Here is a 22,624-nt window from a genome sequence, read left to right on the forward strand (position 1 = left end):
AATAATTTATATTTTGTTGTTAATGTCTTATTCTATCAATGCTCAAGATAAGCTTCATAAAACAATACCAGAGTTAACTATGCCAAATCCGGAAACTGCAAGTTTAGGAAAATATGGAGATATTCCAATGAATTATTATACAGGTACAGCCAATATTGCTGTGCCTTTATATACACTAAATTTCGACGGCCTAGAGATACCAATAAATCTTAGCTATAATACAGGAGGCATAAGAACTAATCAGGAAGCTACATGGGTTGGTTTGGGATGGACATTATCTTGTGAACCAGTTATTACGCGACAGATAAAAGGAATATGTGATATAACTTTAGGAAGTGTTGGAGGTGCTTCAAAAGGCTATGCGTATACAAATATCCGCTTACCCGACTACAATGTCCAAACTGAAGAAATTATTGATCGGATAGGCCTATACTATTATCCATATGCCCATGCAAGTGGGTGGGATACAGAGCCAGATATTTTTACAGCAAATATTTTTGGTGAATCAATTTCATTTATATTAACACAAAAAGCATTCAACAATGGAGTTATTGGAGTGAAAATGATCAACGGAGATAAAGGTTATAGGGTAGAATATATTGAAGAGGAAAAGTCTTTTATTATTATAAATAATAATGGATATAGATTTTATTTTTCTCAAGAAGAGTATTCAATAACAGCATCTAGAGGAAGCGGAAGTTATGATGTTACACAACCTTATACTTCTCCCTTAATAACAGGATGGAAGCTGGATAAGGTTGTATCACCAAATGAGAAAAGTCTTAACTTTAGCTATATATCTGTTGTAACTCAGAGCCAGCCTATCCGAAGTAGTATGCAAAATAAATTAATTTGTGATTATAGAGCACCTAATTTTCCTAATGATAAATGGACAACCAGTTATTATATGAATGGCTTCACTATAAAGTATCTGAAACAGATTTCATCAGATAACATAAATATAGAGTTTGTAAGTTCCGAGAGGCTTGACATGGGATCCGAAAAAGAATATATAACAAATATGTCAAATTATATAGGTCATTCGAATGAAAGAGCGCAAAAGTTAGATAATATCATAATCAAGAATTCTCTAAATAACGTTATACATAATCTGAGATTTAATTATTCATATTTTAATGAAGATAGAATTAATGAAAAATATCCTGCCAGATATTTACGCCTGAAGTTAGACAGTATATACGACAATAATTTATTAATTAGAAGTTTCACATACATTAATCCAAATCGCTTAACCGACAAAGAAAGTTTAAACTCAGATTTCTGGGGTTTTTATAATGGAAGTATTAATAGTAAGGGACATCCTTCTATTTATAAAGAAATTCCTTGTAGCTCTAATAAAAAGAATTATTTCTATGTGGAGGGAGGTAATAGATTTCCCAATATTGAATTTGCAAAAAACGGTTCTTTAGAAACTATCATATATCCAACAAAAGGATATACTAAATTAATATATGAGAGCAACGAAATGAATCTTAATAATACAAATATTGGAAATTTTGATATATACAATTATCCTTTTTCCGGAAAAGAAATCTTTTTAGAATCAAATTCTGAGGATTATCCAAAAACATCTGAAATATTTGAAATTACAGAAGAGTCTGAGCTTAGTACTACTATTGAAATTACTTATGGATTTGGGGATGGATTTACCGATGAATTTGCTTCAAGTCATGTTAAATATACAATAGATTCGAGAGATGCAGATAATATATCTTATCAAATTATAAATGTGGATAATAATCGTATTATAGATGAAGGCCGATATACGGATATTGCAAATGGACCACCAATAAACCCAGAGTTAAGAAAAGACTGGCCTAAAAGAACAGGAAAATTAAAATTGGCTAAGGGCAAATACAAACTTTTTGTAAGGGGACTTAAGCATATATCTAATTTTTATGATGAAGAAGAATATTGTTATCCAGGTCAAACTGACTACGGAAAAATTTACAATTTTAAAATTAGGGTAAAAGTAAGAATACCAATGCTTTCTTTTAGAAAAAATATAAATACTCCAGTAGGAGGACTTCGTATGAAATCAATGGAGAATTACGAAAATAATATATTACAGAATAAAGAGGAATATAAATATACATTGGGAGGTGATAATGAAGATATTTCTTCTGGAATATTATTAGATGAATTACGATTTGATAATGTTAAAAATTACTCACACGTTTGGAAAGATCAACAAGAGGTACCTCATTTTGTGAACTGTAATGTAGCTGAAGTATATTCTAACAGTATTTCTAACTCTCCATCACCTAATTTTATAGGTTATTCCAGAGTGGAGGAAATATATATAGATAGAAAGAACAATGGGAAAAAAGTCATGGAATTTATAAATGAACCGAATAGATACGAAGTTGGAATGACTACTTCTGGAAATGTAATGCTTACATGTATAGCTCCACTAGCAGATTTTCTTGTAAGTATATGTCCGGAACCAGGCAATCATGAACTTGCTGTTATACCATCCCATTCGTATCAGGATATTAATGGTAAATTGCTTAAAGAAACATATTATAATGACAGAAACGAAAAAATTAGAGAATCTTTATTTACATATGATAGAGAAAATTATAGCTTTTCAAATTTTGCTCACCCACAAACAATATCAACAGGAATAGCTCAATATCAAAGTGCTCATTCAGGAGACGGGACCAGTTCCATCTATGCACTACAGATCTATCGAATTATTTCAGAAAACATTTCTCTTATATCCAGAACTGATATAGAATATAATAATGGAATTCCGATTACAAAAACTATTAACTATGAGTATAATAATGAGTTTTTACCCAAAAAGATAAAAGAAACTACATCCCAGTCAGGCAAAGATCAGGAGATCGAATATAAGTATCCTTTCGATTTAGTAAGTATAGAGCAAACAGCAAATTTGCAAAAACTCATAAATGAAAATAAAATATCAGAGCCTGTTATAATTAAAACTAAAGTTGGAAATAATCGGTTATCCGAATCTCATATAAAATATAAAGAGATACCCATTGAATATAGTGCAAACAACCAAGCTCTTATTAAGAATATTGTTGTTTCTGATGAAATTTATCAATTGATCGGATCCGGAAATATCGATATTAATTTACTCAATGACGAATTAAAAAAAATAAAGTATGATAAGTATAATAATAGTGGTAAGCTATTACAATATACTACTCTAGATGGTATTATTACGGTGTTACTCTGGTCTTATAATGGTCAATATCCTATTGCAGAGATAAAGGGAGCGACATACGATCAGATAAAGGGTGTATTGACAGAATCGGTTATTGATCGCTTGTCTGCATCTATCGAACCATCTGAATCGGATTTGAAGAAGCTCAATGATCTGCGAAGTAATGTTTCTCTGGGTAATATTATGGTTACTACTTATACCCATAAACCATTGGTAGGAATGACTTCAGCGACAGATCCTTCCGGAAAAACAACCTATTATGAATACGATAGTTTTAACCGATTAAAAAGGACATATATAAAAGAGAGAAGCTCTAATAGCATTGAAGTAGAACAGACTCTCCAGTCTCATGATTATCATTATAGTAATCAATAATAATTGAATCCTATGAGAAAGTATATCAGAATATTCTATATCACATTGATATTATTAGTCCCGGTTATGATTTGGGCACAGTCCAATGATCGGAACTATATACTGACGCGTACCTACACAGATAAGGCCGGTAAAGTGTCGCAGGATCAGATCCAATACTTCGATGGTTTAGGTCGCCCGGTTCAGACCGTCCAGCGAGGTGTAACCCCTTCTAAATTAGATTTGGTTTCGTTACAGGAATATGATGGCTTTGGTCGTGAGTCTAATGTATGGCTACCGGGAACAAGTTCTTCCAATGGAGGCTTTGTGAACCCACAGAACCTGAAACAGAACATTCTCAATTCTACTTTGTACAGTAGCGACCAAAAGCCTTACTCGAGTCCTGTCTATGAGAATTCTCCGCTTAACCGTATATTGGAACAATACGCTCCGGGAGCTGATTGGCATACCAATAATAAGGCTGTTCGAACAGTTTATCTTACCAATATAGTAGGTAATGACACATTAGGATGTAAACTATATAACGTTACAGAGAACTTAAGCCTTACCAATCTCAAAAACTACGATACAGGAGAACTTTATGTCACCCGTATAGAAGATGAAGACGGCAATGCCTCATTTGAGTTTAAAGATAAATTAGGACAGGTAGTACTTACCCGTCAACTAATCAGAAAAAATAATTCGAAAATATTACATGATACCTATTATTTGTATGACGATTTTGGAAACCTGTGTTTTGTCCTTCCTCCCAGAATACAGGAAGAAGGTATCACTCAAGCCAAGCTGGATGAACTCGCTTATCAATACAGATACGACCATCGTAACCGCTGCATCTGGAAGAAGTTACCGGGAGTAGATCCTATCTATTATGCATATGACACAGCAGATAAATTAATCTTCACGCAGGACGGCGAACAACGCACCAAAGGAGAATGGGCCTTTTCTATTCCTGATGCTTTCGGAAGAGTCGTACTGACAGGCACTTGTAAGACAGTCAATAACGGGAGTATAACTACAGAACGCTTCAATAATAACCTGATAAAGGCTGAGTTCTCTACATCAGGAATTTATATGCGTTACAGATTAAAACTGGATAACGTAGACCTCACTCTGAAAGATTATGCAGTTCTTACAGCTAATTATTATGACAACTACGATTTTCATGATATGACAGAGATTCCTTCTTCAAATACCGTATATACACCTCAGTCGGATTATGGAACATGGTATGCAGGCGATTATACCGAAACCAATAAGTATAAGAATAAAGGAATGTTAACCGGCTCATTGGTGGCACAGATGAATGCTAATGGTACGATAGGGTATCTGTACTCTGTGATGTATTATGACAACAGGGGTCGGTTGATTCAGACTAAATCTAATAACCACCTGAAAGGCACGGAAGAAGAATATATGGCTTACAATTTCACAGGGCAACCAGTAAAAAAACTACATGTCCATAATGGAAACAATGGAAGTAAGATCAATGAAAAATATACCTATATTTACGATCATGCAGGTCGCTTGAAGGAGACTCGTCATAGGCTGAATGATTCCCCGCATATAATGGCTACTATTAATCATTACGACGAACTAGGCCGATTGGAATCTTCCAGCCGTAATATTTATCAGGAAAAAAGTGTTAACCCTTAAAAGATTAAACCATGAAAACAATTTTAATAAAGCGGCTTTTTATGTGTATCTATCTTATGTCGACGGGAATAACATGTATACATGCACAACAAGTACAGGAAATAAATCCGAAGCATAAGACCTATATAAAAGATCGCTTTGGAATAGATTTATCCTTGTCAGACCAACAAGCAGGGATATCCACTTTATCTGTACTTGGCAGTACTTCTATACCCAAACCAGTACAGGCCCGTACATTGAGTACATCTAGTGAAATATATGACAGTATTCCTGTATTTGGTATTAATGGAGATTCGTTTATCCTATACGATATGTTTGATCCCTGCCGTGCAGAATCGGAGGAAGCATGTACTTGTTGGGTGGACCACCGATTGGCACCACTTGGTCCGTGGCGTCATATCTACTTTCAGTTAGCCGAACCTATGGATATATTAATAACCAATATCCAGCCGGGAACAAGAGTTTTTTCAAATGAGATAGAATTATATGGTGATTTTGGTAAAGTATATCCTAGCAAAGACTGTTTTGATTATTATAATTATGACCGACTCTTTGAAATGGAGCAAAATCCTTCTGGACTTGAAAGTTTTTATGTTGAAAACTTACCTCCCGGATCATATGTATTTAATGTTAGAGGCAGGAAGTACAGTAATGCCGGTACCGGTTATGGACGTATAGAAACATTGATAATAGGAGCTGCTGCTAATTATGATGATGACGGATTAGGGATATCTCAAATAAATCCCCTGATGATTCCTTTAGAAAAGGGCTTTCATTTTAGTGATCCTATTAATATCGGTAGCTATAGAGACGTGTTTTCATATGATGGCGAACCTTTAGAGATGATAAATTATATAGGTTTCTATAATGAGAATAAACCTTTTTATAATTATGACATGTATCCGGAGGAAGATCCTGCGGCAAGACAATTAAGATACGAAGAATATCTTCGAAATTATAAAGACGAGGAAAATAACAGTCGGAATGTTGTCTATAAGTTTTCTATTGAAGCAGACACTATGATGGTGAATCTTAGCCTTGTTTCGGGTTCGAAAATCTACCTGTTGGATAAAAACAAAAATGAAATAGTAAGCGGAAAAGGAGTCGTAAGCCGGAAATTGGCACCCGGAGAATATTATGCTATAATAGCTAGCCGGGAAGATATAGACATTATTCGGATTGACGGAGAAATATATGAACCGGAAGATCCTGGCTCTTCGGGCGGGAATAACGGCGGCGGCGGTGATAATGGAGGTGATGGTAAAGACGATTTAATAGCCGTTGGCAAAGGAATAGTAACTACCTACTCATACAACATTCGTTCGTGGACAAAGTCAATAGACGCTAAAAGTGATAACAGTCCGTTGTTTAATCAGACTCTTTATTACAATGAGCAGACAGGGACAACCAAACCTCAATATGGAGGTAATATCTCGGCAATGCAATGGAGTTTGCCAGAAGAAGGCAAAGAAAGAGGCTACAACTTCGAATACGATGACCTGTCGCGCCTGACCGGTGCCGGCTATCTCGTCAACGGATCGGCAAAGAATAACTACAGCACAGCCTATAGCTACGACAAGCATGGCAATATGCTGACTACAAGTAGATATGGAAAGACAACGGCAGGCGAGACTTATGGTCTTGTTGATAACCTGACAATGACCTATAATGGCAACCAACTGGTAAATGTGAAAGATTCGGGAGTAACAGATAAGATGTCAGAATCGGCAGACTTTAAAGACTACTCAGAAGGCAACGGAGTATATACCTACAACAAAAACGGTGCGATGGATAAAGATACCCACAAAGGTATCACGGGAATTGAATATAATTCATTAAATTTACCCGTATCTATAGAGATAGATAACGGAAGTATAAAAGGGCGTACAAAGTATATTTATTCAGCTTCAGGGGTTAAACTACAGGTGGCACATGAAACGGATATGAATCCCCAGACAGCGACAGTAATGGGCTCAGCACCTTTCAGCACGGAAACCACGAATACAAAAGTGACCGACTATGTAGGCAATAAGATCTATGAAGACGGAGTACTGAAAAAGATACTTGTCGATGGCGGGTATATAGATATGGAAACAGGTGAGTACCATTTCTATATTCAGGATCATCTGGGTAACAATCGTGTGGTAGCCAAAGCAGATGGTACAGTAGTACAGAAGAACCATTACTATCCGTTCGGTATGGAGTTTGCAGAGAATTCGGGTGATAGCGATCAACCGTACAAATACAACGGCAAGGAGCTAGACAAAATGCATGGACTTAACATGTACGATTACTCGGCTAGATATTACGAGCCTGCTATTGGGAGATTTACTACGGTTGATCCGCATGCAGAAAACTATTATTCAATGTCCCCTTATGCTTATGTAGCGAATAATCCTCTGAAATACATAGATCCAACGGGTATGGATACTCTTTATGTTAATCATTTTGGAGAGACTGTAGATATAATCTTTGGAGGAGATGATATCGTCTTTCCTATTGCCCCCGATGTGTATGTTACGCCGACAGAAGAAGATGAAGAATCTGTTGAAGCTTATGGACTACCGACTTTACCATCCTTACCAATTCCTCAAGGGGGAAGAATAGATGGTGTATATCCTGAATTTGCTGTATTAGTCCCAGCAAGAGCAGGTATTACTCTTACGGCAGAATTTTTTATCGGAGCTTTTGCTTCTCTCCAAAAAATGATGAGTGTGCCTGGAACTACTAATACTATTGATGCAACTAAGAGTGGATTTGTTCAATTTGGAAAAAATTCTAATCAACAGTATCATACATTTCGTCATGTTGATGATTTGGGAATTAATAAAGGTGCTGTTGAGGTAGCTATTAGAGCAAATTTACGAAATGTATCATCTGGAATTGCTACAGGCCAACCTTATAATGGAATTGTTACTGTTTGTGGAGTAAGACTTCAGTATACTGCATTTAAATTACCTGATGGAACAATTAATATAGGAAGGATACATGGAATATAAAAGAGAACCAACAGAGAAAGAAAAGAAGCTTATAAACTTATTAATAAAGAGGTCAACAATATCTTACAATAGAAATTGGAATAAGCCTCTATTGGTTAGTCCAATGAATGATGGGAATATGGGAAGTTTGTTTCTTTATCCAAAAGGATATGATTTTGAATTAAGAAAATTTGGATGGCAAATAAGCGAGTTAGAGTTTAAAGATATAGATGGGGTTAATGTTGTTGTATCTTTAAATGTTGATAATGAAGGAGAATTATACGAACTTGATATTTGGAAGACCGATTTTAATCAATTAATCGAAATACCAGATAATCTATTTTCTGAATAATAAACATGCTTTCTGATTCTTCTAAATTATCAATACTAATTCTGGAAGGATTCTTAATTTACTTTTAGTCTCTAAATATGGCTTAACAACGTAAACTACATGATTTAATATCAAGAGAAGGCTATAGTCATCATGAAATTGAAGAAATAATAAAAGAGTTTATAATAAAATAATTATGAATGATATTTTACATGTTTTAAGAAAGTTAAGGTCAAAGAGGGTGATAAAGTGTACTACTGGTGGGGGAGCAGGCTCTATTTTAAAAATAGAATTGGAGGGTAATTCTTATTTTTTCTTTTATTGTGCTTGGCGAATAGAACAAAACGACGTAGTTGTATCTACATCTGAAGACAATCCGGATGCATTAATAGGAAGAATGGCAACAGCTGCCCAATCTTTAGTTGAATGCCAAATCATATCAATAACTATAACAAAGCAATTTGATTTGATTGTATTTTTTAATAATGGTTTCTGTTTTAAGGCGTTTTGTAATATATCTTATTTTCAAACTGATAATGGAAGAACTTATGATACCAATTGGGAGTTGTGTTTACCAAATGAAAATTTAGTATTCTCTATTGACAACTATTTTAGTCTGATAATTAATAATTATTATTAAAGGTTTTTTTATTCATTCCTTAAAAGAAATAACTCTTATCTTTTTAGATTAAGAGATATAGATTATTTTGTACATGAGATTTAAGTAAATCTTGTCACCTTTGTCACTTTTTAGTTAAATTTACCACAGGCTATAACGATAGCCAAAGCAGGGGCAAAGAACTTGATGAAATGCATGGATTGAATATGTATGACTACTCGGCTAGGTATTACGAGCCTGCTATTGGACGATTTACTACGGTAGATCCGCTGGCCGAGAAGTATTATAGTTGGAGTCCATATGTGTATGTGGGAGATAATCCTCTAAAACGAATAGACCCTACAGGGATGGAATGGCTGACAGAAAAAGATAAAAAGGCCGCAGAGAATATGACTAATAGTCTAACAAAACTAAGAGATAATCGTAATAATGATATTAATAAAGCTACAGCAGAAAGAGATAAAATAAAGAATGATCCTAAGATGTCTCAGAAAGAAAAGGACAAAAAAAACAGTGCTTTAGATAATAAAATAAATAATCTTACTACAGAAAGAAATGCTTTGGAAACTTCTATTTCGGATTTAAACATACTTACCAATTCAGAAACACTCTATACATTTAACAAGGTTTCTGAGGGCACAACACCTTATCTGGAAAGATCTTCTGCAGAAGATGGTGTTATTATCATCAATCACAGCGGTAGTCTGGAAAATAAAGGTCATGAGGCTCACCATGCTTCCCAATACGATCAAGGAAAAGTTAAGTTTGTTGCTAATAAGACTAATGAGGTGGTTGGAGTCAGCTTGACTTTAACACAAGCAGAAATTGGAGCTTATATGATACAATATTCTATCAATAAAGGTACAATGCCTCCGTCTAAAGGGGGGAGTCTTAATTCTATTTTTAGCATTACGGATAAATGGCTGAGAGGGATATATGATAGCAAAGGTAATTTCCCATATAAAAATCACTATTAGTTATGAAAAATTTAATCTTTTATTTTACTATTATAAGTATTGTTTTGACTTCATCGTGTAAAGTACAAAAACCTTATTTAGGAACATATGTAAGCGATAATTGGGAGTATTTCGAAATAAAGGGCAATAATGAATTCAGCTATCGTTATAGGCATGAATGGTTCTATCGGTATTCAAATGGGAGTTGGACTTTTGATAAAGAAAAGCAAAGGGTTCATTTAACGAGTAACCTTTCAGACCTTTTAAACATTCCAATATCGGTGAAAGCTACTGAAAAAGAAAATTCTTTTATTCAGTTTTATTTTCCGAATCTGATTGATAAATTTAAAGCTGGAAATATAAAATGGGAGGTCTATATCAACAATAAGCCTTATCCGATACAAACAGGAGATACAAGTTTTCTTGTAATTAGAGAGAAAATAGAAATCGACAGTTTGTATTTTCAGGCTTCAGTTGATAATAAAGGCTGGTTTTCTTCTCCCGATTATTCTAAAATAAGAAGTGAGGTTTATAAAGTTAAAGGCACAGGTTTAAATCATTTTGAGATATTCTTTTCTGAAAGAATAAACCTTTATATTTTTCATTATTTACCCATAATAGAATCAATTCAAGTTAAAAGAAAGTCGTTAATATGGAATAGAATAGGAGATGATGGAAAGATGTACAAAATAAAATATAAGTTTAAAAAATATAGCGATAGCCAAAGCAAATAGCAATTAGCTTGAGAAGATCCATGGCTTGAATCTATACGACTACTCGGCCAGATATTATGAACCTGCTATTCGGAGGTTTACTACTGTAGACCCGTTGGCGGAGAAGTTCTACTTCATTAGTCCGTATGCATATTGTAATAACAATCCAATTAAGTTTATTGATCCTACGGGAATGAGTTATGGAGATTTTATTAATGAAAAAGGTAAAATCATAGGAAATGATGGAATTAATGACGGAAAGCTTTATGTTATAAAAACGACAGAAAAGCATTTCGACAGCGGGGGTGCGTCAGCCGGAATATCCAGCAAAGACAAAAAAGAAACAGAAAAATTTATAAAAGATAATTCGGGTAACACAGCAGCATTTCAATCTAATAGTATAGCATATGATAATAGTGTTGAAATCGAAGGATCTGCTACAGTAAGACAAGATATGGTAACAGAGATTAGTAAAGATAATGGAAAAGGAGGAACAAGTAATGCTAATAATAGGGAGTATGGTGGAAATATAATTAACGGACAAGCTGTAGCTGCTACTCCAGGTCCAGTAAGTAATCCTGCTGTGAATAATATAGCATTCATTATACTTTCAACAGGGTCTCCATCTTATCACAGCCATCCTAGCGGAAGTGTTTCAACAACGACATCGAATACTTCATTTAATGGAACTGCAAGCAGTATTGGAGGAACGACAACTATAACACATAGTTTTAATCAAGCTCCATGCCAACCCGATATTAATAATACTGGCTCTTACACTAATTATGTTTTTGGACGAAGTACAGGTAAGACATATATTCATAATTATCAAGGTGTTCAGGCTATATTGCCAACAAAAAAATTTGTAAATCCAAGTAGATAATATTATGAAGAATCAAATAACAATATTAACAATAATACTCTCCTTTATTTCAATATTACTGGTAGGGCAAACAAATAATCAAATAAATGAGATGATAAATAATAGCTTACTTTCCATTGTTGAAAAGGAAAGAAATTTTGAGAAGAAAGGTATTGTAACTTCATATTACATTGAAAATTTATATATACTAACCGATAACCTACCTCTAAATTTTGTGTTTTCAGATAGTGTAAATAATATTAATTTCAAAAAAGCATCATTAAAAGATATTCCTGTAAAGAATCTCAAAAAAGGTATTTCCGCAATATCTTTTAGTTATTTCATTTTGGATAACAACAAGATTTCAATTCATTTTATAAATAAAAGTATAAAAATAAATAAAAAGGATTTGAGTATAAGTTTGGGATATGGGTATATTTTCACATATGAATACTCTTGTGAAAAAGACATGTGGAAATTAGTAGATCATATTCCTTGATTATAAGTTACTTTGTTTCTGAGAAAGGAAGCAAATCCTGTCCTCTTTGTTATTTTTCAGTTAAATTCACTAAAAACGATGGTGATAACCAAGCAGTTTGACAAGATGCATGGACTTAATATGTACGACTGCTAGGTATTACGAGCCTGCTATTGGAAGGTTTACTACTGTAGATCCGTTGGCAGAAAAGTTCTACTCATGGTCGCCATATGTGTATTGCCATAATAATCCACTTAAGTTTATTGATCCTGATGGAAAAAAGGAATATTGGCTGGAACTCCATCTCAAAGGAAGTTAATTTTAAATGATATGCAAAAACTTACCAATGATAAATTATCAATTAGAAAGGATGGTACATTGATAATTGTGGCTCTTGGTACAGAAAACAAAGGAAAGTCTTTAACTAGTGGTACAGGATTGATACGTTCTATTAATTCAAAAGGAGTAAATGATAAAACTGTAACTATATCAATTGGAGAGTCAGGTAGTGGTAATTATATGGATGATGGTTTTGTCTCTGAATCAATGAATGGAATAGGTTCAGATGCTATCGTAAACTATGATCTGGATTCTAATCCGTTAATTCCAACAAAAGATCCTGTGACAGGAAATGTTTCAGATGAAACTAGACCAAATGAAATTGGTTTAGGACATGAATTGATACACGCAGATAGGTCAATGAAAGGGAAATCGGTAGATTATAATAAAGTAGAGGCATTTACATATAGAAATAAACATGGGGATATTATTACTGTAAATGCTAAAACAGATGAATTAGAGACAGTTGGGCTAAAAGGAAAAGGTAAATATACCGAAAATAAATTGAAAAAAGAACAAGGTCTAAAAGAAAGGGAGCATACTAATGGAAAGAACTTTATTGTATTTATTTACTACTATAATTAGTATAAATTGTGGGGGAAAAAGCAAAATAAACAAGCTGATTTTTGATGATCATCAAAAAGATACAGTTGTTATGATATTATATGTATATCCTCGAAGTGATATATCAAAAGGTTATAAGTTTTCTCTCCATTCTAATAAAATATTTGAAGTAGAGAAAGGGACTACTAGTTTGGAAAATGTCAAATTATTCTCAAAAATTTTAAAAAAAGATAGTCTTTTAGTAAATAAAAAAGAGTTCAATGAATTATTCTTTTTAAAAGAAAAAATCATAAATAATAGTCCTTATTTATTGAATAGAGGTATTAGAGGTGGAACAGAAATTTACCTAAAGATGGATTCCCTTGACATTAAATTTTATTATGAATCTGAAAGGGATAATGATTTGGGAAGTTTATATAGGAAGTTAAAAGTACTGTCTCCTATTAAAATCGAATAGAATAATAGCTTTGGTTTTTAGTCTGGTCATCATTGTATTATACAGGATTTATTATTCCGTTAGAACACTGTGATCCCTCTTTTTATGATTTTCTATGGTTTGTGCGTTAATGAGAGGATTGTTTATTATAGGATGGAAAGATTTCTGTTATTTTAAGATATGAAAAATGGACAAATCCTGTCACTTTTGTCACTTTTTAGTTAAATTTGTTATAGGCTATAGTGGTAGCCAAGGCAGATGGTACAGTGGTGCAGAAGAACCATTACTATCCGTTCGGTATGGAGTTTGCAGAGAACTCGGGCGAAAGCGACCAACCGTACAAATACAATGGCAAGGAGCTTGACAAAATGCACGGCTTGAACATGTACGACTACTCGGCTAGGTATTACGAACCTGCTATTGGGAGGTTTACTACGGTAGACCCACTGGCGGAAATGAATTATGCTTGGTCGCCATACGTCTATTGTTTAAATAATCCTCTACGTTACATAGATCCTGATGGAAAAATACAGAGGGATAAAGATGGTAATATAATTTATACATCCTCAGGCCATCAAACAGGTATGACACAATCAATAGGTGGAGCTAATGATAATGGAGATGGAACGTATACACTAACATTAGTCAATCGTAACTATGAATACGGAAATATATATGCTAATGATGGTACTGCAGTTGAAGCTTTAAGACTTGTTGAAGCTAATCAGCAATCAGTAACAGTTGACAAAGATGGCAAACTTCTATCTTCGGGAGCAGTGACAGCTTTAGATGGAAATAGTTTTGAAGCTACAGCAGATTGTCATGGTTTTACATTTGCAGATAATGCTCTATGGATTAATAATGATGCTGTAAGTTCTATTCTATCTGGAGATGGATATAAAGCTGTGGGGGCAATATCTGGGAATACATATGGAGAGTCACTTTTTACTAACTATTCTAATTCGGATATTGTAGTTCTATATGAGGGGCAAAATGTTGTTCACTCTGGAAAAGTTAATTCATCTGGATCTAAAAGTGGAACAATGGATGATAATGCAGGATTCTCAATAACACAATATGGGAAGTCAAGAATACCTGGAGAAGAGGGAATAAGTAGAGGGCTTCCTTACTCTAAATCAGTTTTCTATCAAAGGACTCAATCTGATAAAATTGTTGATACAACAAAAGGTTCTGTAGTTAATGGTGTTAGAATAATAAAATAATAAGATGAATAAATATATATTTATTTTGCTGTGTTCGATATGCTGTAGCATTGGTGTAAAAAGCCAATCAGTCAAAATCGGAAAATGTGATATAAAAGTTGATTCTTTATTTTCAGAAGAGCCGCCTTGGAGGCTTAATGATATAAATGGAGCAATTTTAATGACTCCTATAGACAAAAAGGATTCTATAGATATTATAGAAAAGTATTATATTCATTTACCCCAAATATTTAAAGATACGATACAAATAATATCAGAGTTACTGGAGTTAGAAGGAGATGATAGGCTACTTTGTATTCCAATAACATGTAATAGTGATATTTCTTCAACATTTTTTACAGGGAAAAACGAGCTTTCTGTGCAAGTTTATGCATTATACTTAATATGGGGAATTTATTTTGATTACAGGACAACAGCTGCATGGCCAGTTCTAACTAAGGATGGATATAAGGCTACGATCAATGGAGAAATTGTAAAAGAAGCATTTGAGTCTTATCGAATATGGTTCCGTGAAAATAAGTCTAATTTAAATAAAAGAAAACCGTTGGATTATTGTAATGTACAGTGGCTTCATTGACGTAAAAGCCTTTATATATATGAAAATGGTCATCTTTTTTTAGTTGATGTTATTATTCCAGAGCTATAGATTCTTAGACTGATTGTTGCTGTTATATCAATTAGCAAAGCCCACTTGGTTAAAAAAGTGGGCTTTGTCATTGTTATATGTAGATCGTTTTTATAATGCCGCGATATTTTTATTAAAGAAATCCTTAAACTTCTTATTGGTGAGCATTTTGTCTATTAGTTTGAAGATGGTTTGTTTGTCTTCATCGTCAAGCTGCTGTATCATCTTCATTTGCTCGATGGTTGATTTGTCTTCGATTGTAACCTCTTTGGGTATCTCCCCCTCGAAGTTTACCAGCTGGTCTATCGTTATATGGAAAAACTGAGCAATCTTGTCACCTTTGTCATTTTTCAGTTAAATTTACGCAGAAGGCAACGGAGTATATACCTACAACAAAAACGGAGCGATGGACAAAGATACCCACAAAGGTATTACCGGAATCCGATATAATTCATTAAATTTACCGATATCTATAGAGATAGATAACGGAAGTGTAAAAGGACGTACAAAGTATGTATATTCTGCTTCGGGTGTTAAACTACAGGTGACGCACGAAACGGATATGAATCCCCAGACAGCTACAGTAATGGGCTCAGCACCTTTCAGCACGGAAACCACGAATACAAAAGTGACAGACTATGTAGGCAATAAGATTTATGAGGACGGTGTACTGAAAAAGATACTTGTCGATGGCGGGTATATAGATATGGAAACAGGCGAGTACCATTTCTACATTACTGATCATCTGGGTAATAACCGTTTGGTAGCTAAGGCAGACGGTACAGTGGTGCAGAAGAACCATTACTATCCGTTCGGTATGGAGTTTGCAGAGAACTCGGGCGATAGCGATCAACCGTACAAATACAATGGCAAGGAGCTTGACAAGATGCACGGCTTGAACATGTACGACTACTCGGCAAGGTATTACGAACCTGCTATAGGACGGTTTATTACTGTGGATCCGCTCGCGGAGAAGTATTATTCGATTAGTCCGTATGCTTATGTAGCGAATAATCCAATTAAATTCGTAGATACTGATGGAAGAAAAATAAAAATAGTAAATAATGCAGTTGGAGCAATGGAAAATATAGCAAAAATTGCAGCAACAACTCAAGGCGCAAGAGTAGTTAATCATTTAATAAATAGTTCTAATGCTTATACTTTAACCGCAACTACATTTTTCTGGTCTAGTAAGTATGATGATGATAACATGGATATAAGCTATGTAGGCAATCCTTAGGCGAGTAAAGTAGAATCAGGTTCTCTTTCTTCTATGATTGCGATGGGGCATGAAATGCAACATGCATACGATCACTCCACTGGTTTCTTTAGGGATGCACAACAATTAATTGGTTTACCAGAGTTGAATAAAAAAGTTGAAGGTCGTGCTGTTAGTTTTGCAAATAATTTACGAGGAGTATATGGGTTATTTCCATTAAGAGAAAATTATTCAGGATTAGGTACAAAATCAGGAGACCTAATATACCATCAGATGCCAGCGGCAGGAGAAAGAGTTGATTCATTTACAACATTAGGTAGTAATAAGAGTAAAACAAGTATTGGATATACATACTCAAAACCCTATTCTTATGACGTAAAATCAGGAAATACTAAAATAAAAGTAAGTGGATCTCAACAATACTATATGGTTGTCAGCAGAGATAAAGATAATAATGTAACCTACCAAGTATATAGAAATGAAGATGAATATAAAAGAGCTACTGAAGACTGGTAGATATTCAGTCTTATTGTTAGTATTGATATTATTATATATTGTCACTACTGGATATTTTTATTATAAAAATGTTATATATCCAACAGCTTTACATGCTCCATATAAACCATTTATATTATATGTTATAAAATGGAGCTATAGTATTATATTAGGAGTAAGTCTTATAAATATAAAAAAGAAGCCTCACTTGTATTGGTCTCTAATAAATTGGATATCTATTTGCATCCTGTTGTTATCTGGTGTAATTTTTTATTTGTCATTTGTATTTTATGTGTCGATCTTTGACATGTTTTTACTGGAAACAATATCTATCTTATGTTTGCTATATTCAAATACAGACCATTTCATATTAATATATAAAATAAAAAGGACCTTTAAAGAAATTATTTTAAGTATTATTATACCTATTATTATAACGATACCAATTTTCTTTTTACTTTATAGCTTTCAACAAGGAGATATCCATCTTTAGATGAAATTTAAATTTTGCTATAGAGAAGAAAGGGACTACCCACAAAGGTGTACCAACCCCACATATTCAAAGATCTCTTCCCAATATAGAGATACAAAGGGTATACTCCATTGGAATAAAGATTCTAAGTGGGTACGTCCTATGGAACAGCAATTGATTCGAATGATACAAATCAATTGTGGGATATGTATATATAAGGTATCCTATTGTTTTTGTAAATGATAATTATTATGAGCTCTTTAAAAATTATTTAATTGATTATAACTATATATCTTTAATTCATGTAGATTCTTTTGAAAAAAAATACCTATATATAAAAGAAAATGTTCTATATAAGGTTTTTAATATTACATTGGAAGATAAATTATTTTCTGTTGAAGATCTATGGTTTTATACTAATAGTATTTGATTTAGAATAATTCTTGGCTGATGATCTCTATAAATATAGACTGTAGTAATCGGAATAGTTAAGATTCTCTTTGAGTTTTTAGAATCGCTAATTTGGGGATTATAATTATTCAAATTCTCTGCCTTTTTTAAGAATTCAGCCAATATAGTTTCGATAGAATTATTTATCTAATAGTTCTAATCTCAAACTCAATATACTCTTTCCCTTTATTTACAATTTCGGTTTCAACGATAGCCTTTCGAATAAGTTTATCGTTGAAACCGTATTTCTTGCTTAAGATATCCTGAGTCGGTTTTACAGGGTTATCCCAATCCGAAAGAGAATTGCTAAAGCCAAACTTGAAATGAATCTCATAAGGAGGCTCCGGTATCTTTATTTTAGGAAGAAGCCAAAGCAATGTGTTCTGATACTGTTTATATTTTTCTGTCTTGAATCGTTTTCCTTGCCAAGCTTCATTAACAGATAGAGGTTTAATGTCGATGTGTACCATTTATATTTAAAATATAAGGACAGCCACAAGAAACCTTTCTTTTTTATAAACTCCCTTCTATTGCCTGTTTCAAATTTATATTAGCAGCATGCCAATCGAATGATTTGAGCATCCATTCTCGGTACTCTTTCGGGATATCCTTAAAGCTTTCCCCCTTATGCTTTCCGAATGGCATTGTTTCAAGAGGTTTGCCGATAGTAGAACTGCTTTTCTGTACTTCTTTCTCTGCATCGCCTTTCTTTACTGTTCCAATTTCATGTATAGGGATGCCGGAGAGAAGTCTTCCTCCAGTACCATACATCTTCCAGATTCGCTCTTTCTCGAATGTTATATCTTCCACTTTTCCGAAACGATCTACATTGCCGGCAAGGTCTGAAATTAAGCAATTTTCTTTCTCATCGTCGATACGTGTTCCTCGCCCTAATATCTGATAATACAGAGCAATAGAAGCTGTTGAGATACCGAGAATAATACAATCAATCTTCGTATAGTCAAATCCTGTTGAGAGAACACGTACGTTGAATATGACGCGTATATTGCCTTTTCTGAATTCTGATATCACACGCTCACGTTCTGATGCATGCATGCCTGAGTAGATGGCTGCCGAATTTGGATATTCCTGTGCAAATTGGATCGCTTCATCTATCGATGGTACGAATGCCAGGATATGCTTTCGATCACTATTCACGTCAAGTTCTTGTTTTATCTGATTATGTATGTCATTAGCTGCAAAAGCTCGTTGCACACTTTCTTCTGTAAACTCAGACCTTGAAGAGTTATAAACGAGCTGTGAACTGTCGAATCCCGATGTTTTGTAAACAAGTTTACTCCAGAACCCTAGTTCGATCATTTCATGTACTTGGCTCACATGAACGATATCTTTGAAGAAGTTTCCTTTCTTGGACCTACTTGTCAGCATGACCAATTTAGAGAAACGTTCACCATCAAGGCCTGTATTTGCTTGTAGCTTGATTGGTGTTGCTGTTATACCGAGTACGTGCGATATCTCACTATCTTCAAGAAAAGTGCCGAGCATTGAATCTGCTTCACGCGGGTAAAGATGTGCTTCATCGATTAGCATCTTCTTAAAGCCTAGTTGTTTAAAAGTTTTACCTATTTTCTTAATGCTGCCGATCGTTGCATAAGTGATCTTGTTAATATCCTTTCGTCCGAAAGAAGCGGAATAAACACCTGCTTGTGCCCCGAAGTCACCACACAGAGAGACATATTTCTTATAGTTTTGCTCCAATAGTTCTTTACTGGGCTGTATCACGAGAAGCTTATCCTCTATCTCATTTGCCACGAAAGCCGTAAGGATTGATTTACCCCAAGCAGTAGGTAATACGATCAACGAAGGAGCCGGGCGTTTCTCCTTGAAAAACGCCGTTGCCTTGCAGATTGGTTCTACTTGATTTGTTTTTTTAGAGGAGATAACCCCCAGCCACCATTTTAAGAACAGATCCAGCAATGCTTTCTCTAGTACAAACCTCTAAGACGGGTTTGCCCTCTCTTGTTTTTGTTTCCTGAAGTACAAGGAATGCAGCTTTTACTGCATTCTCAGGACTATAATCTGAGGGTAGTCTTAACTCCCCTGAGCTTTGAAATACTCTCACCTTATCCAATACAGCGTCGGTGATATTTCTCTGCTGTACTGCTACCTGTTGTTTATTTTCTGTTGATATGATTATTTTTGTTTATTTGGTTGTTAATTGCTTGATTTATTCAAACATACTATCTGATACTAGATCATAAAGCTTGTACATTAGCTCAGGTTCTTCTTTTTTAGGTGAGTATACAAATACCCTTTTCCCTGATCCTTTCATCCATCCAGCCTCTGTGTTAGCTGATCGCCCACACGGCAATACCATTACACACACATCAGCCCATTTCATACCGTCGAAGTCTGAATTAAATCCGTATTCAGCGATTGGATGTTCTAATGCTTCTGTGTATTGCTTTGTATTCCAATCTTCCCAATTCTCGTCTATATCAGACCATGCAAAACCACCTTTGCCATGAGGAGGATTCTTAAAATCATATACATCGTGTCCTTGTTTTCTTAAGAATAACACTACATCTTGTTGGAAGCTATTTCTCCAACTACTCGCTACATATATTTTTGCCATACCCTTATGCAAATAATGATTCTTTGATATTTTCTTTTCCTTCCTCTTTGGCTCTACGTTCGGCTTCTTCCGCCTTTTTCCTTGCTATTTCTGCTTTTAGTTTTAGCAGTTCTTCTCCATACATCAATTTCGGACAATCTTCATCCACCACAAAGCGGATAATCTGAGATTCAGAAGGAGTAAGTTCAACTACCGATTCGGCATTATCTACGAAGATTGGCAGATACATGTTGAAGTGTTTAGAAAGAGTATTGATACATTCAATACCGGCATTGATCTGAGCTGCATTGTTAGCGGCTTGATATGGTGTTCCATCGATAAGAGCCTCACAGCATTCTTTTTCACCACCAGTCATAAGAGATTTAAACATCTTCCATTTGATGGTAGCGAATAGACCGTTTATACCGTTCTCGATTGCTTCTATTTTGGCTCGGTTGAACTTGTCAGCAATAAACTCTTTACCTTCGAGTGTAGCTAGTCCTTGAGAGAGAGTTTTGAGTTCTGTCTCTAAATCTTGGATACGTTTCTTTTGAGTTTCAGCTGTAGTTTTGATATAAAGTTGCTTTTTCAATTCGTCTATATCACGGCTGATAAGAGATTTCTTCTGACGAAGTTCTGTTGTATCGGGTTGTTGAATATCTGTTTTAAGCTTTTTCAGTTCTTCAATTTCACCCACTAAACGTTGATACTCGGCATTCTTATCAAGAAGATCAGATGTAACGTAGTGTTGCTTTTCCTTTTGGCTTTCCCCTTGAATACATTCTTGGAGAACTATTCTCTTTGTCTGGTTTTCAGAAATCTGAGAAACTATACTTACTTTCTGTTCCTTTAGTCCTTCGTATTGAGTAATAAGAGTATCGAGCACTTCTTTTTCTCGTTTTCCTTCTGCAACTTTTGCGCCTTATCCGCATTGAGTTTCTCAACAGCATTCTCAAGCTTTTCTCCTGATAATTCAGCTTGGCAACTAGGGCAATGTTTGTCATCTTCGTGCATTTCGATTGCATTCAGTTCGCCATAGGCAGTACGAAGCGCTTGTAATAATTCCTTTTGGCTCTCGATCTCTGATTCTTTATTGTGAATCTTGGTTATAATAAGAGCCTGCTCAGAATTAAGAGAGTGAACAGATGTTTCAAGTTGTATAAGATCGTTTTGAAGCTTCACCAGTTCTTTGTTTTGATCTTTGTTGAACTGATTGACCTCTATCTCTGTTTCGTTCTTTATTACTGCAATACGCCGCTCTTTCTCAAGAATAACAGACTGCTGTTTCTTTATTTCTTCGGCTTGTCCTTCGTAAGCCTTGGATATATCAGAAAGTTGAAGATCAAGAGCCGAAAGTTCAATCTCTTTTACTTTGATTGATTCTTCAATAGCAGTATAGTCAGGTTCCTGAGGTATAGCAAGTGTAGCCTCGCGAATCTTAACCGGTATCTCGTCTATCTTCGATTTAAGCGTTTTCTTTTCAGCATTTAGTTTCTTCCTGAAATCATCGAGATTGTTTTTACCAAGCTCTTCGATCAGTTTTGCAAAATCGGTACTGGTAGATGATAGCTTACTAAGAATTGCATCATCGGTAACTCCGGCAAGTTCCATTAATAGTTTACGGCGTTTTTGCCATGAGTAGTTCTTGTTATCGTCGTCCCAAAAATAGCGAGGGTTCGATAATAGATGAAACTGCTCGGTAGTACCGAATAATTGACTTGCTCTTTGATCGAAATCTTTTTTCAAAGTCAAAGGGATTCCATCCCAAACATAAGTTGTGTTGTGAGTGTCAAGTTTTCGCTCTTCTTCTCCGGTAGGTTTAACCCATTTCTCTTTATATGTTCGGGAAACATCATACTTTGAATAATCGACATCCGGTTTAATCTAGACCTTTGAAAATTACTACCCAAAAAAGATACCTGTTCACAGGAAAGAACGATAAATTCAATTGAATCAATTAAATTTATGAGAATGTGAGCCCGTAATATAAGCTGCTCTGCTTGAGTTTAAGCCACTTGAATCCTCACATTTTTAGGGTTCAGAT

The 22,624-nt window shown here is 34.6% G+C and carries 21 protein-coding genes; 16 read left to right on the top strand and 5 right to left on the bottom strand.

Annotated features, from left to right (window positions below):
* Positions 1–22 precede the first annotated feature (22 nt).
* The 16 genes from BGC7_RS09950 (at position 23) to BGC7_RS10020 (ending at position 17,104) form a co-directional block, all read left to right on the top strand.
* Positions 23–3,592: a hypothetical protein gene (locus BGC7_RS09950; protein ID WP_050701444.1), complete on the top strand. Its 3,570-nt coding sequence runs from the start codon at positions 23–25 to the stop codon at positions 3,590–3,592.
* A gap of 12 nt (positions 3,593–3,604) precedes the next feature.
* On the top strand, positions 3,605–5,245 hold the full coding sequence (locus BGC7_RS09955; RefSeq protein ID WP_157258693.1) for a DUF6443 domain-containing protein: 1,641 nt from the start codon (positions 3,605–3,607) through the stop codon (positions 5,243–5,245).
* Between the two features lie 11 nt (positions 5,246–5,256).
* Complete coding sequence (locus BGC7_RS09960; RefSeq protein WP_082206631.1) at positions 5,257–8,244, top strand: RHS repeat domain-containing protein; 2,988 nt, start codon at positions 5,257–5,259, stop codon at positions 8,242–8,244.
* Positions 8,234–8,575 (top strand): DUF6984 family protein, encoded by a 342-nt coding sequence (locus BGC7_RS09965; RefSeq protein ID WP_050701447.1) that lies wholly within the window; start codon positions 8,234–8,236, stop codon positions 8,573–8,575. The genes BGC7_RS09960 and BGC7_RS09965 overlap by 11 nt, the downstream gene beginning before the upstream one ends.
* Positions 8,576–8,750: 175 nt before the next feature.
* Positions 8,751–9,194, top strand: a complete 444-nt coding sequence (locus BGC7_RS09970) for a hypothetical protein (protein WP_050701448.1) — start codon at positions 8,751–8,753, stop codon at positions 9,192–9,194.
* Positions 9,195–9,364: 170 nt separating this feature from the next.
* A complete protein-coding gene (locus tag BGC7_RS09975) occupies positions 9,365–10,150 on the top strand; it encodes an RHS repeat-associated core domain-containing protein (protein ID WP_082206632.1) in 786 nt (261 codons plus the stop codon).
* A 2-nt stretch (positions 10,151–10,152) separates the two neighbouring features.
* Positions 10,153–10,863, top strand: a complete 711-nt coding sequence (locus BGC7_RS09980) for a hypothetical protein (RefSeq protein WP_050701450.1) — start codon at positions 10,153–10,155, stop codon at positions 10,861–10,863.
* Positions 10,864–10,888: 25 nt separating this feature from the next.
* On the top strand, positions 10,889–11,725 hold the full coding sequence (locus tag BGC7_RS09985; RefSeq protein WP_050701451.1) for an RHS repeat-associated core domain-containing protein: 837 nt from the start codon (positions 10,889–10,891) through the stop codon (positions 11,723–11,725).
* A 4-nt stretch (positions 11,726–11,729) separates the two neighbouring features.
* On the top strand, positions 11,730–12,203 hold the full coding sequence (locus BGC7_RS09990; protein WP_050701452.1) for a hypothetical protein: 474 nt from the start codon (positions 11,730–11,732) through the stop codon (positions 12,201–12,203).
* 109 nt (positions 12,204–12,312) lie between these two features.
* Positions 12,313–12,501: an RHS repeat domain-containing protein gene (locus BGC7_RS17655; RefSeq protein ID WP_242034377.1), complete on the top strand. Its 189-nt coding sequence runs from the start codon at positions 12,313–12,315 to the stop codon at positions 12,499–12,501.
* The gene (locus BGC7_RS09995) at positions 12,471–13,106 is read left to right on the top strand and encodes a M91 family zinc metallopeptidase (RefSeq protein ID WP_157258694.1); all 636 of its coding nucleotides are present in this window, start codon (positions 12,471–12,473) and stop codon (positions 13,104–13,106) included. The genes BGC7_RS17655 and BGC7_RS09995 overlap by 31 nt, the downstream gene beginning before the upstream one ends.
* Positions 13,066–13,542, top strand: a complete 477-nt coding sequence (locus BGC7_RS10000; RefSeq protein WP_050701454.1) for a hypothetical protein — start codon at positions 13,066–13,068, stop codon at positions 13,540–13,542. The genes BGC7_RS09995 and BGC7_RS10000 overlap by 41 nt, the downstream gene beginning before the upstream one ends.
* 221 nt (positions 13,543–13,763) lie before the next feature.
* The gene (locus BGC7_RS10005) at positions 13,764–14,744 is read left to right on the top strand and encodes an RHS repeat-associated core domain-containing protein (RefSeq protein WP_050701455.1); all 981 of its coding nucleotides are present in this window, start codon (positions 13,764–13,766) and stop codon (positions 14,742–14,744) included.
* Between the two features lie 4 nt (positions 14,745–14,748).
* A complete protein-coding gene (locus BGC7_RS10010) occupies positions 14,749–15,321 on the top strand; it encodes a hypothetical protein (protein ID WP_050701456.1) in 573 nt (190 codons plus the stop codon).
* 454 nt (positions 15,322–15,775) lie between these two features.
* Positions 15,776–16,609, top strand: a complete 834-nt coding sequence (locus BGC7_RS10015; protein WP_050701457.1) for an RHS repeat domain-containing protein — start codon at positions 15,776–15,778, stop codon at positions 16,607–16,609.
* 33 nt (positions 16,610–16,642) lie between these two features.
* A complete protein-coding gene (locus BGC7_RS10020; protein ID WP_050701458.1) occupies positions 16,643–17,104 on the top strand; it encodes a type 2 periplasmic-binding domain-containing protein in 462 nt (153 codons plus the stop codon).
* Between the two features lie 1,044 nt (positions 17,105–18,148).
* Here BGC7_RS10020 and BGC7_RS10030 read toward each other — a convergent pair.
* From BGC7_RS10030 to BGC7_RS10050, 5 genes are all read right to left on the bottom strand, one after another.
* Complete coding sequence (locus tag BGC7_RS10030) at positions 18,149–18,475, bottom strand: hypothetical protein (RefSeq protein ID WP_050701460.1); 327 nt, start codon at positions 18,473–18,475, stop codon at positions 18,149–18,151.
* A gap of 43 nt (positions 18,476–18,518) precedes the next feature.
* Positions 18,519–19,943 carry a DEAD/DEAH box helicase gene (locus BGC7_RS10035; RefSeq protein ID WP_242034376.1) on the bottom strand — a complete coding sequence of 475 codons (1,425 nt, stop codon included), beginning with the start codon at positions 19,941–19,943 and terminating at the stop codon, positions 18,519–18,521.
* A 250-nt stretch (positions 19,944–20,193) separates the two neighbouring features.
* On the bottom strand, positions 20,194–20,601 hold the full coding sequence (locus tag BGC7_RS10040) for a hypothetical protein (RefSeq protein WP_050701461.1): 408 nt from the start codon (positions 20,599–20,601) through the stop codon (positions 20,194–20,196).
* Between the two features lie 4 nt (positions 20,602–20,605).
* Entirely contained in the window at positions 20,606–21,466 is an 861-nt protein-coding gene (locus tag BGC7_RS10045) for a hypothetical protein (protein ID WP_050701462.1), read from the bottom strand.
* Entirely contained in the window at positions 21,430–22,326 is an 897-nt protein-coding gene (locus BGC7_RS10050) for a coiled-coil domain-containing protein (protein WP_050701463.1), read from the bottom strand. The genes BGC7_RS10045 and BGC7_RS10050 overlap by 37 nt, the downstream gene beginning before the upstream one ends.
* Between the last annotated feature and the right edge of the window lie 298 nt (positions 22,327–22,624).

The sequence above is a fragment of the Dysgonomonas sp. BGC7 genome (genome assembly GCF_001261735.1).
Lineage (GTDB): Bacteria > Bacteroidota > Bacteroidia > Bacteroidales > Dysgonomonadaceae > Dysgonomonas.